Origin of the sequence: uncultured Pseudoramibacter sp., assembly GCF_903789625.1 — a bacterium.
GTDB classification, from domain to species: domain Bacteria; phylum Bacillota; class Clostridia; order Eubacteriales; family Eubacteriaceae; genus Pseudoramibacter; species Pseudoramibacter fermentans.
Genome location: NZ_CAIFFF010000004.1, coordinates 1 through 12,909, shown reverse-complemented (window position 1 = coordinate 12,909; position 12,909 = coordinate 1). Strand labels below are relative to the sequence as shown.

Below are 12,909 nucleotides of genomic sequence, written 5' to 3'. Positions count from 1 at the left end.
AAATGTCTATTTCTTCCGATCAATCGCAAAAAAAGCCAGCTGAAATTTCGTTTTCATCAATTTGAAATTTCAACTGGCTGTACACATCCGCTTTATAGCTTCCGCCCACGCTGGCCGCGCCGGGTCAAGCCGTTTTGTTTTTTCATCTGCCTCGAAATGATGACGCTGACGATCAGCGCGAGCACAACAATTGCCACGCAATACGTCAATACGCCGAAACGGGACGGATTTTTAAAGTAAGCGCCCACCGTTCGAATCTGAACCGCCTTTTTGGCGTTTCGCGTCACGACGTAGTTGGCTGACAAATCGGCCGCGCCGTCCTTGCTCTGGCTGCCGACGGCGGACACCACTGCCTGCCAGCCGAGGGTGCTCTGAATCTTCTGCTTTTTGACCGCGATTTTCATCGGCGCCGCTTCAAGCACCTGAACTGTGCCCTGGTCCGTGATCACCGTATAATGACGGTTGGCCCGCACCGCCTGCCACTTGCCGTCTGCCTTCACCCGCACCTGGGTCACGCGGTTAAAGGGCGTGCGGCTGGGCGCGTAGTCATAGGTGAGGCCGGAAAAATACAGCTGCCGCCCTGTCGCGAGGTAGCCGATTGTCGCGTCAACCTCACAGAAATCCCGAAGGGTCTCGCCGGAAACCGTCAGCTTCACGAGGCGCCCGCTGTTTCTCGAAAACAGGTCGACGACGTTTTGGACCGTCACATCGCCGAGGGCCAGCCCGTCCTTGAGAGAGGATTCTGCCACCACGCCGACCGCGCCGTCTGCCTGGGCCGCGTAGGCGTCTGAGACCAGATTGCCGGTGTCGTTGTCAGCGAATTTTTTCGTTCTCGTTTTTTTCGAGGTGAAATCCTGCTGGCTCACAGCCAGCACCTTGGACGGATCGATCTGCTGCGTGAGCGCGGCCGAAATCTGCCCCACCTGATCGGCCGTATCCTGATCGTTCTTGACATTAGCGCCCATTGGAATCAGCCCGTCAGTTTTGACCTCCTGCGCGTCGACGCGGTAATCCATCACACCGATCTGCGTCCCGTTTTTCCCTGCTGAGACGATCGCAGCCTTTCCAGCGGTAATCGGATCGTCGATTTCCCGTCCGCTCCGGCCGTCGACGATGATGTTGATGCGGTGGTTGAGCCGGGCGATGGTTTTGTTTTGGCTGTCCGTGAGGTCGGAAAGCGCGACGATCACGTCACAATGATTGTCCTTGAGACGGGCGATATCCTGGCGCGCCTGCTGTGCCGTTGTCCAGAAACTGCCTCCTGAAGAAAGGGCCATCACGCCAACTTTGATGCCGCCCTTGTTGAAAACAGCGATGCGCTCGGTCTGTTTCTCGAGCGCCGACGGCGCACTTCGGCTGACGATTTTCGGCGCTTGATTCTTCTGCGTCTTCACCGCCTTGGCCTGCTTCGAATATGCGGCGAACCGATTGTCATTTGTCTGAAGGGCGGCGTCGTAGCCCATCGTCCCCATCAAACTCCAGGGATCGCCCACTTCGCCGTAGACCGCCGCGTTGAGCAGCCCATTGCCAAAGCCACCGCCATCGACCACGATCGTGTTGTCCGTCCGGTTGGCCTTGATCAACGCCGCCAGCTTCGCCGCACCGCCCCGGCCCTTCGCGTCGCTGTTCATCTGTCCGTCAACTCGAGTGGTGTAAATCACGCGGAGGGTCTTGGCCTTGCTCGCGCTTTTCGCCAAAACCGGGGATGCCGCGCCCAATAGGGCCAACAGCCCAATCAACACCACCAGCCATTTCGCAAATCGATTCATCTGTGCTCGAACGCAACCCTTCATTGTCTTTCCCCCTAAGGTTCAATGATTTGCTCTTATTATAGCAAAAAAACAGAGCGGACTGGCCGCTCTGTCGTGATTTGTACCCTATAATTTACTGGCTGATGTACATTTCCCGATTTCGTGATAGATAACTCGCGATTAAGCTCTGACGACGGAAATACGTTGTTGAATGTGATCGCCCTTTTCGATTTCGTCGACCATCGCGATCGCATAATCCGCGTAGGAGATGATGGATTCGCCGCGATCGTTGAGGGTCAGTTCTTCGCCGCCGAGGATGTACTGGCCGCTGCGTTCACCGTCAGCCTGGAAATCCCCTGCCGGAGAGATGTAGGTCCATTTGACGTCATCGCGTTTGCGCAGTTCGGCAAGAGCCGCCGCCATCGCTGAGGCCAGTGGTTTGAAATCGTCCGGGAAATCCGGGCCGTCTGCCACCACCGCGGTGTGTTCCGGGTTGACGAACAGGGAGCCTGCGCCGCCGACGATCAAGAGTCTCGTGTCTGTGCCCGAGAGGATATCGCAAAGGTGGAGGGTTGTCGTCGTGTGCTGCGGCAGGGTTTCCGCTGTCCATGCGCCAAAGGCGTCGACCACCGCGTCAAAGCCAGCGAGATCTTCTTTCGTCAAATCCAGAATGTCTTTTTTGATGTAAACCGGCGCGTCCGTGTTGTTTTCGTCGTGACGTCCGAAGGCGGTCACATCAAAGCCGCGGTTAATCGCTTCCGTGATGACCTTGCCTGCTACTCTGCCGTTTGCTGCTACTACTGCTAATTTCTTTGTCATTTGAAATACTTCCTTTCAATCATCAATTCATTTAATAAAATCCGTAAATATCTGTGTCTTTTTCAAAGAAACTAAAAATTGTTGTCAATTTGTTTATTTCATCTTTGATGATTGTAGTATAACAGCTTACATTTATATTGTCAACAATTTTATTTCATTTATTTTGATTTTTTTTATAAAAAAAGAGCGGCGAACCGCTCTTTTGTAATTTAAATATATTTTGAGATTGAAATTAGATTTGCTGTTCTATTTCCTTGATGGCGTAAGGCTTGGCGATTTTGACAAAAGTATCGCTTACAAAGATCGTCCCTGACTGCTTCGGTTTTTTCCACATCGCAGGGTAAATCACCAAATTTTTCACATTGCCATTTTTAGAAATTCGGATCTCTTTCGATTCTGTCGAAATTTGGTAACCAGCGGCATTCAGGATGCTGCTTATAGAACGCACCAGCTTTCTCTGTTCCTCTGCCTCAATGGCTTTTTCCCTTTCGCCTTCAACACCCCATCTTAAGAGTTCTAATGCGGCAAAGCGATCCAGCAGGCCATGCACATGTTGATTGCGGTAATGCTTCAAACATTTGCCGCAGGCGCTCTGGCAGTCGCAGCCTTCGAGAAGCTCTCGGATCCCTCCGAGAAGTCCATTGATGTTGTCCGCAATGCCGACCGCGTAACCGGCGCCGCTCGACAGATTGTCATACAAATAGATATCGACAAACGTTCCTTTTGGATTATTTCGCAGACGATAGCCGGTCATGAGTTCCGAGAACTCAATATCTAGTTCTTTGCTCGCAACCAAGCGGAGCGCTTCAGCTAAAGACTGAGCTGCACGGTTCAACCAGATATTGTTTTTCCGGTCTGTTTCAATTTGCGACTCGTCCAACGCAAATTCCAACACGAGCATGTCTGTCACGAAATCGTACCCGAGATTGACGTTGATCACGTTGGTATGGCTGCATTTCTTTTTCCCATATTTTTGTTGATACGGGCGGGATATGTTCTTCAAAACCTCCGGATCGTCACCGAGCATCGCCGCGCCGCAGTCCGCACAAACCATAAATCCGCGGCCTTCGACGCCTTTGTTGATCATCATAATTCTCTGGTTCGTCCGCGGCGCAATCCGAATATGGGATGTGCCCGGCACCCGCTTCATTTCGTCCGATTTCGGCAGCGTCGAATACAGCGGCTGTTGGACCGCTGAGTATTCCTCGTTGAGCTGGGCTTCCGGAATGGCTTTCGCGTTCTTTGGCGCAAATCCCCAAGGTTTCAGCATTTGCCGCATGGGTTCAAGCTGTGTGTTTCCGCAAAATGGGCATTTGCCGTCGCTTTCCGAAGCCAATCCGAACCAGCCGCATTCCGGACAGCTGAGCACATCTTTTAAATAATTTGGGTCACTTACGAAAGACGACGCCGGCGAATTGCCTCTACCCCGCCATTCGGTGCCTGGATAATAAAATCCGCCGATTTGATAAGTCTGCTTGTCGACGACAATCGCTCGTCCCGGCGCGTATTCGCCAATGGCCACATCTAAACCGCGCTGAACTTCGTACTGAACCCTTCCGTCTTTCATGATGTAGGTACTGACGACATTTTTCGGAAAAGAATAGGTTGGCACGATGCCGTCTTCGTACAGCTCGTCGAGCAAAGTTTTCGGATTTTGCATCAACTTACCGCTGTCGTACACACCGAACAATTCGGGGTGGTGTTCGCATTTAACGGTCATATCCTTCAAAGAATACACCAGCGACTGCTTTGATTGCTTCAAATCGAACGAATCCCCATCCGGAAGCAATGCCGTGCTGCTATCAATTTGATAGTACTTGAGGAAATCGTGAAATGATTTCAAATCCCTTTTCAAAAATTCCGCGGCCGGCAATCGATCAAGACTTGGTCTATGATTTTCCGACAGATATTCCTGAAAGATGACCATATTCATGTGCCGCTGAAGCAGTTTCGGGCTTTGAATATCGACCCAAGGCTGTCTCGGATCGCCTCTAAACATCGGCACCGGATCTCTAAAATATAGCGTGTCGTGCGGCCCATCCTCGCAAAAAGTGACAATCGTCGAAAGACTGGAACCACGGCGACCGGCACGCCCTGCTCTTTGCTGATAATTCTCGCGCATCGGTGGGATGTTTCTAAGGCCGACAGCCACAAGGGAGCCGATATCGATGCCGACTTCCATTGTCGTCGTGCTGCTCAAAATATCGACCGGCGTTTCATTCCCCTGAATCAAATCCTGAAAGCGAAGCTCGTATTTTTCGGTCTGTGACCACATGTCATCCCGTTGGTCTTTATGGGAAAGTTGCGCCGTATGCTCTTCCGTGTCGATGACGCGTATGGGTTTCCCGTTCAGCGCGTCCTCAATCGGTTTGCGCCAAAATGCGAGAGATTGCTTGTCATTTTCATTGAATTCGTGAATGTGCGCTGACCCACAGCTCGGGCATTTTCCGCTCACTGTGTAAGGCGTGATTTCTGAACACTTTTCGCAGCGGTACCATACATGGTCTTTATCGAACCGCGGTTTAATTCTTGAAAGGTCGACGTAAAACTTCCCGCTCTCCTGCTGCTGATCGAGGAAATGATCGTGCAGCACGTTCCTCCACGCTTCCATTTCCCTTGGATTGTCCTTCCAATCCATAATGTCGATCATGGTCTTGGGGAATTTCCAATTCGCGTCGAGCCCATAGCCGTCGTAATTGGGTCTAACTTCCTCTCGAATTAAATCGGGGATCGTCTGACCGAGAGCGGTGAACCGATCATTGAGCCACAGCATCCAAGCATTAAAAATTTCAATGAATGTGTCATCCTCAACTTCGATGCCTTGATCTTCAAGGTCATCCTGACAGTCGTACATTTTTTCGCGCATCGGTTCCAGCCAGGCAACTGCCGTATCGCAAAGCGTGTTGTACCCGCCGCTGAAAAGACTTAAAATATACTGCTTCATCTGATCGGGCGTATTGTCCATTTTCAGCTCCGGACTGTAAGATCGTTTCCGCCTTTTCATGCGGTTATATCTTTTGAGTGTCTTACCGCAGTCGCCGATAAATTTTTCTCGATCCGGTTCATGGAAAAGATGAACGTGGTGCTTTCCTGCTGTGAGACAGAAAAAATCGTAAAAAACATTCATCGACCATTCATCTTTCGATTTTTCCATTTCATTTATCGCCAGAACAAAGAGCTGGCGCGCCGCTTCGGTATCTGAAGCGTCGGACATGTCTCTCGCGAGCTTTGCCGCACGTTGACGGCTGTCAGAGAAAAGCAATACTTTGCGCCCTTCATTAGGCAGATGCTCTGGATCGTGGTTTTTTCCAGGTACGGCTGGCTCAGCCTGAAATTGCGTTTTGATCAAATTGAAAAAAGACTGATTCCCACGTGTACTGAATGGCGTCAACTGTAAACTGGACAATGTATGGCCGCAGTGGGGGCAGCTTGAAAAAGTGATCTCATCGGGTTTGCCCTTGGCCGTATAATCGCAGTAGTACAATTTCCGAATGCCCGGCTGTCCGTTCAGCCTGTCGTCCTGAAAATCGACAAATCCGCTTTGGATGTCAAGATAACAAGGCGAAATGCGATTCTTTCCTTGTTTTCTCGGCGCGCGGTAATCCGCCGGTGGAATGTAGAGATGTATTTCTTTCATGCGCCGGTCGATCATCTGTCCCGGATAGCGCCAGAGATAAGTCCGCTCTTTTCGCTCATAAGCGTCTTCAAAAACGTATCCTTTGAAAAACAGCGCGCCACAGCGTCTGTCATTGTACAATTCGTAGACGCTGCTGCCGCATGCCGGACACATCAATTCACCGTCCGACAAAAAGATTTCGCCAAGGGTCAATTTCCCGTCTGAATGGGCGTGGCTGCAATCTGGATTGGTGCAGGCGTACACACCTCTAATGCCTCTGAACAACATGTGCATGCGTGCCGGAAACAGCACCGCCCCTTTGCGGTCTCGAGCGATCGGCGCGATGGCGAGCAGCACGCTCACCGCCTTCAGCGCGTCGTCTTTTGGCTCACCTCTAAAGATACCGGACGCCAACTCGTCGAGGGAGCAGGTCTCTCCCCGGCATTGCTTCATGAGCTTGGCAAAAGGCTTGTAATAGACGAGATTGTCGTACATCCATTCAGCCGCAGCCTCTGTGGTCTCAAAGGGCGCACCCGCACCGTCCACGCCGTGCCAAAAATCGTTCAGTGCGTCCAGACGGGTTGCGTCATCCTCGAACTGCTCGGGCGAAATCGATAAAAATTTTTCAAGGAGGATCTTTCTCGTGGCGAGTCCTTCTAGCGTTTCTCTTTCGCCGGTTAGAAAAACAAACGGATGATCCCCTTTCGCCGCGGTCAAATCCCGAGCAAATTGCATCACCTTTTGCCGGTCTTCTTCGTTTCGATTTGGCATGCTGGCCGTCGTCAGAATAAACTGCACACGGCCGCGCCCGATACCGAGCTTGTGGAACAGCCGTCTGATCAGCAGGGCCACTTCGCCTCCGGACGAACCGCGGTACATGTGCGCTTCATCGATGATAAATAACAGCTTGTTTTTCGGGTCAGCTTCAAGCCAACGTTTCGTGTCGTCCCAGATTTTCTTTTCTCTCGGACGCAGCAGCATATATTCCAACATGGAATAATTTGTAATCAAAATGTCAGGACAGCATGCCTGCATTTCAAAGCGCGTGATCAGCTCCGCGTCCTCTGGATCAGGCCGATGCTCGCTGTTGTGAATCCGTTCCAAAAAAGCGCTCAAATCCTTTTTCGCCGGAACCTTCCCGTCCGCTTTCAATTTTTCGAGATAAATGCGTTCTTCCCCATTTTCAGAGTCGATCATTTTTCGAAGTGTCCTCTCAAGGTCATGATCTTGCTTTGCGCTTGGATCATCTCCCGGATAAGGCGTCCGCCCGGTGTACATGCCGAATTGAGGGCGGCGTACTTCAGCTCCGCAAATGCCTCTAAACGTTTGAATAAATTGTTCCTCCGGATCGCCGATCAATTTTCTGAGGCGACTGATCTGATCGGATACCAGCGCATTCATCGGGTACATGATCACCACTCTCACGCCCCGCTGATGCCACGTTTTGTTTTCCCGCGCTTCCGCAGCCAGTTTTGCCAAAAGCGGCCACATGAAGCACTCGGTTTTCCCGGAGCCCGTTCCTGTCGAAACGAACAAATCTTTTCCAGCAAAGGCTTGTTCGAGCGCGTCGACCTGATGCTTAAAGGGTGATGGAAAAACGCCGAGGCCCTTTTGAGAGAGTTCTGAAAAGAAAGTCTTGAGCCAATCCGGCAGAGACGACTTCGCAATACCGTCTTCCACCATTTTGTACGCCGGAGAAGACTCAATATAGGGCTTCCGGTACAAAAGTCCTTCTTCATCTAGCTTATCATTGATGGCGTTCAGCAAAAGCGGCGATTTCCCAAAATACTGTGATTTGATGTAATTTTCTAATTCCGTCCGCAGCTGTTTGTGAACGGCATTTGCTCCGTTGGACATGATACCTTATTTCCCTTCTTTAAATTGGAATCCCAATGTTTCAAGCGTCTTGCGAATCACTCGAAAAACGTCCCGATTCATGACGCGCTCAAACGCACTCTTCTTTAAATCATTGAAATATTTCGGCCATGAGAAGAGTTTGATAAAATTCTGAATATTGGGTGGATAGAGATATTGAATATGAAGATGTATCAAATCGCCATCGTTTATATATAGAGACGGCGGAAGTGTCCTCTGCCGTTTCAATATCCAATTAGATGCAAAACGGTAACCCTTATTTTCGATCAGCCAATACGGCAGCTGACGCGCTTTAACCATTTGACCCTCTTTTTTGTAAAGATAATAACTGCTCTGTTGTCCCTGCGTGTTCACTTCTGTTCTCATAAGTGAAACGATTTGTTCATCCGGCTTTCCCTGCCAATAACCATAATAAAAAGGCGTCTTGATTCGAAGATATTCGACATCCCCAGCTGTCTTTATTTCTTGCCATTCTTCTTCGTTTACCGATTTTTCTAACCATTTATCGTATGGTGTCGTTTGTAATTGATATAAATCGATAAGGCTTTCTACACGTTCGTAATTTCCCATCGCATATGCGATATTTTCGTATAACCCAAGTCCGCAGACCTTTAGGGGTTCCTGAAGACCGCAGCCGCGCACGAAGGATAAGCCATTGATCCGCACGATTTTCTCCTCGCATGGCGCAATGCGATTAGGGGAATGATAAATATAGCCGCAATTTAAGTAAATATCGTAAATTTCACCGACTATTGCGTCAATCTGTTTTTCTGCTTCAATTTGATATTTCAGGTCATAATCGATTGCGCAAAGCGCTGTAAGCTCTCTCTCTGCCCTGTGTTTAAAATGCCGAACCGAGATCGGCGTATTGTCGTCTTCTTCATCCCAAAGTGATCCCAATGCCATTTTCCCAGCCGCACTGTAGGCCACGCGTACTTTCCAAAATTCTTCAGACTCTCTGCTGCCTTTTCGAATGCCTAAATCATCAGCGATTTGTTCTAGCAAATCCCGTGTCATTGGTTGTCTCCGAGGTATTGCATGATGATGTCCCGGCAATCATTTGAAATTTTCTCGGATGACTCAATCGTTTCAACTAAGAATCTTTCATTTCCCGTTAAAATCGCGTATGGAAGTAAAACAAAATAATAGGCCCAATCATCCGAGTAGCCCGGCATTCCGTTAAGCGTTTTTAAAATCATCTCAATATTTCTGCGATATAAACTGCCTAAGCCAAAACCTTGTAAAACCTTTAAGCAGCTGCGGATTTTCCTATCTTCACCTTTAATATCAAAATCCTGCTTTTGTTTGCCGTAATAAGTTGGATCAGTATCAGGGCGGACTGTAACAAATAAATCTGTTACAACTGGAATCATATAATTGTACAGGCCTCTAGGCTCTATAATAAGATTTTCTGCAAAAGCATTGGTAAACCAGCAATATTGAAATTCACTTGTAATATCATCAACATGATCGAGCCAATTTGCATGAAAAACATTGTCAATCACTGTAAAAGGACTTTCATTTCCATTTGACAATTTCGTAATTTGGTATTGCCCTTCACAGTTAAACCGATCCGCAGTCTTTCCGTAAACAGCCGCGGAAAAGGCATCAGCAATATTTTTTGCATTTGGGCCGGCAAGTAAAACCGGAATTTCGTTTAAATAAGCTGCGTATAAATAGCTGACAAAACCAGTAAGTATGCTATTTTCATTTTCATCTACACCAGCAATACCAAAATTTTCTTTTAATATCGAGCACATATCGCTCCAATTAGCGCACTCATCTATATCATTATCTGCCAATGGTTTTCCCTCAATAAATAATTTTTCTACATCTTGAGGTGATTCAATGCTATTGATTCTTTTTGATTGAGATACAATTTGATTATCCGCTTGATTCGTTATCTTTTCTGCTTTTTCCCTCTGTTTTGCAACTTTTTGCTCAAGTTCCTTGATTTGTTTCTGTTTTCTATCAATTTGATCTTTAAGAATATTCAGTTCAATTTCTTTATTTACTTTCTTTTGTTGAGATTCTTCCTTCCATTTTTCCAGAGCATGGGCTTCTTTTTCTTTTTCCTGCTTAAGCACTTTAATTTCCGAAGATAAATCATTTTTCAATTGCTGCAGTCCAGATTGCTCGTTTTTGATTTTTTGTTTCAGATTATCGTATTCTTTCTGTTCCGCCTGTATTTTTGAAGCATGTTTTTCGTTCCATTTTTCATCAACTCGTTTTTCATATTTTTCACGAAGTGAACGATTGTGCTCGAAAATATCGTCAATAAATTGATTTTCCCCATCACTTTTCTCTTGTAAATAGGTCCCGCTGTTTTTTATAAAATCCCGGCAAATCGCTTTTGCATCTGTAAGCGTACATCCACTTCTCTCTGCAAATTCTTCATAAAAATCTTTATTCAAAAAATCATTTAAATACTTGTTGACTATTTTGTAATCTTTTTGCGAAAGCCCTTTTGCGCTCATAGACGCCCAATCCGAATGTTCAAGGAGCAGATCGATTAATATTTCTTTTGGCTCTTTTAATTCAATAAAATCATTAGCTACGCCTAACTCAAGCCTATAATAAAAGTCGTACTGTTTTGTTCTGACAATCTCGTTCGAATCTATTTGGAAAAGTGGAAACTTATGAATATTGTCTTTTAAGTGTAATTTCGAATCGATAATTTCAAATTCATCGTTTTTACAATATACACCGTCATATAAATTTTCTTTTTCTGATGATGGAAAGCAAATTAAAACATCCAATCCGTTTTCTTTAGCTTTGATTGCGTTCGATCTGATATAATTCGCCACTTCAGATTTAGATTGAACTTGCAGTTCAATTGCGATGATTTCAATTGGCCTGACATTCTCAGTATATTGACTTTGTATAAAAACGATATTTCCATCTGTTTGATTTGTCTGTCTTGTCCAATTCCACACCCCTATCGTGCCAATCTTTTCCGGTCCATTGCTTTTATAATAATATTTTTTGTCTTTTTCAAGCCTTAGTTTATCTTGTTTTAACCTTACAATCGTTCCATCTTTAATTCCAGCAAGCCATTGTAATATGACGCCATTATTGCTAGGTTTTACTTCGCAGATTATATTACTCATTCTTTTTATCCTCTGAAAACTTTGTAATCAATAACTTAATCGCTCTTCTTGAAATTTTACCACTGTGCAACTGAGTAGAAAGCCATCTGCAAATTTCCGGATTATCTTTGAACTTTGCAGCCACTGCGCCGATCGACCTCGAAACCGGTATATAATCCCCTTTAAACGAAACAAGTTTTTGCAGCAAATCGCGGTCAAACGAAGTCTTTTTATTTTTCCGCTCTTTCCTTTTGTAGGATACTTGCCACACACAATCTTGTCCGCAAAAAATTTTAAGCTGGCGGTCCAATCGTATATCCCCGATACTGCAGTTTTGATCCGCTTTAATGAAATATTTTTCAATTATTTCACCCTCCGAATCGAACAACTCCGCAACTCCATCAAATTTCATCGAAACGTTAATTTGATTTTTATGTGGTAATTTTGTTTGTTCTCCCGGTTCGATCATTTGTCCATTTTCATCCACAACACTGACTATGGATTTTGAATGATTCGCAAATTCTGATAAATCCTTTCGACTAAAATATGTGTACAAAAGGGCTTTTGTCCGGCTGACTAATGCTATCTTCTGCCTATCATCACATAATGTTCTATAACAGCGTGAAGATTCACTCTCCCATACCGGTGTTGAAGATCCAGGAATATTTAGTTCCGTATAATGCCCCATCAAATAGAAATACAGTTCCCTTTCACTTCTTCCGCAATAAACTTGATAAGGCCGCTCCACACATGCTGGCCAAATCGGAAAAAGTTTAGCCGGTTCATCTGTCAGTCTAGCGTGATAATTTTGGAAAAACGCAGCGACATCCTGAGAAACCCGCTCAGCTGAAACTTCATAGATACGCCAACCATTCCCAAATTCTTTAATTGGCTTCACGCTCAAACCGACACAACGATAGACACCATATCCAATTCTTCTAATGACAAGTAAATATTTATGATGAATGGTAACATCCGCGTCTATTGACAATTTCTTGCCTGTTTCTTGGTCGAATAATGTACCACTCGCTTTAACGCCTTCTACGACTTTCGGGCAGTTTTTCTTTAATAATCCGCTGCTGTCATGCAATTCATACCTTTCTGACGGTACGCTTCCCACTGATAGATAAGATATTTTTTCATCATCTAATCTTTCTCTCGAATAAGTATATGTTCTCGGTTTTTCTCCGTCTCTCTCTATGAAAATATTTCCGCTTTTATTTTTTTGGTTCATACAACCACTTGGAAAACCAATTTGAAATTCAATACTATTTTTAATAATTATTTTTAATGGCAGCGAAAATTCCTTCTTTAATGCTTTAAGTTGTGTTTCTGAAAGTGTTGCACGATCTGGGCAGCTTTTTTCCTCATTTGTTTCGTGCTTAAAATAGGGCTCCCTAATCTTCCCATATGCAAGTGCTACATACTGACCGCAAATTTCACACATCAATTTATGCTCATAGGCATGTACAGTGCGTTTAACTTCTCTTGCATAAGACCCGGCATTCGTCCTAACCCATCCGTGCTCCGTCCATTTACAGACATGTTCTAATGCCATCTTTCATTCCCTCTCTCACTTATTTGTAAACGTCATCTATCTGTATATTTTATTTTATATTTTAATTGACGAAATGACAATATGACAAATTAATTAAGTTATAAAAAACCGCCAGCAAATCTGCTGACGGCGTTTGAAAATTCAAACAATAAAAAAAGGCTTCGCAACGATCTATCCTCCCAGGCAGCTGCCCGCCAAGTA

General features: G+C 46.0%; 6 protein-coding genes. All 6 read right to left on the bottom strand.

Annotation, left to right across the window (positions count from 1 at the left end):
* Positions 1 to 92: 92 nt before the first annotated feature.
* Positions 93 to 1,793: a bifunctional metallophosphatase/5'-nucleotidase gene (locus QZX60_RS03335; protein ID WP_295361417.1), complete on the bottom strand. Its 1,701-nt coding sequence runs from the start codon at positions 1,791 to 1,793 to the stop codon at positions 93 to 95.
* Between the two features lie 138 nt (positions 1,794 to 1,931).
* Positions 1,932 to 2,570, bottom strand: coding sequence for an NAD(P)-dependent oxidoreductase (locus tag QZX60_RS03330; RefSeq protein WP_295361415.1), 639 nt, complete (start codon positions 2,568 to 2,570; stop codon positions 1,932 to 1,934).
* A 232-nt stretch (positions 2,571 to 2,802) separates the two neighbouring features.
* Positions 2,803 to 8,043, bottom strand: coding sequence for a DEAD/DEAH box helicase (locus tag QZX60_RS03325; protein ID WP_295361412.1), 5,241 nt, complete (start codon positions 8,041 to 8,043; stop codon positions 2,803 to 2,805).
* Positions 8,044 to 8,049: 6 nt separating this feature from the next.
* Complete coding sequence (locus QZX60_RS03320) at positions 8,050 to 9,078, bottom strand: hypothetical protein (protein WP_295361409.1); 1,029 nt, start codon at positions 9,076 to 9,078, stop codon at positions 8,050 to 8,052.
* On the bottom strand, positions 9,075 to 11,171 hold the full coding sequence (locus QZX60_RS03315; protein WP_295361406.1) for a hypothetical protein: 2,097 nt from the start codon (positions 11,169 to 11,171) through the stop codon (positions 9,075 to 9,077). Before QZX60_RS03315 ends, QZX60_RS03320 begins: the two co-directional genes overlap by 4 nt.
* Positions 11,164 to 12,708, bottom strand: coding sequence for a hypothetical protein (locus QZX60_RS03310; protein ID WP_295361403.1), 1,545 nt, complete (start codon positions 12,706 to 12,708; stop codon positions 11,164 to 11,166). The genes QZX60_RS03315 and QZX60_RS03310 overlap by 8 nt, the downstream gene beginning before the upstream one ends.
* Between the last annotated feature and the right edge of the window lie 201 nt (positions 12,709 to 12,909).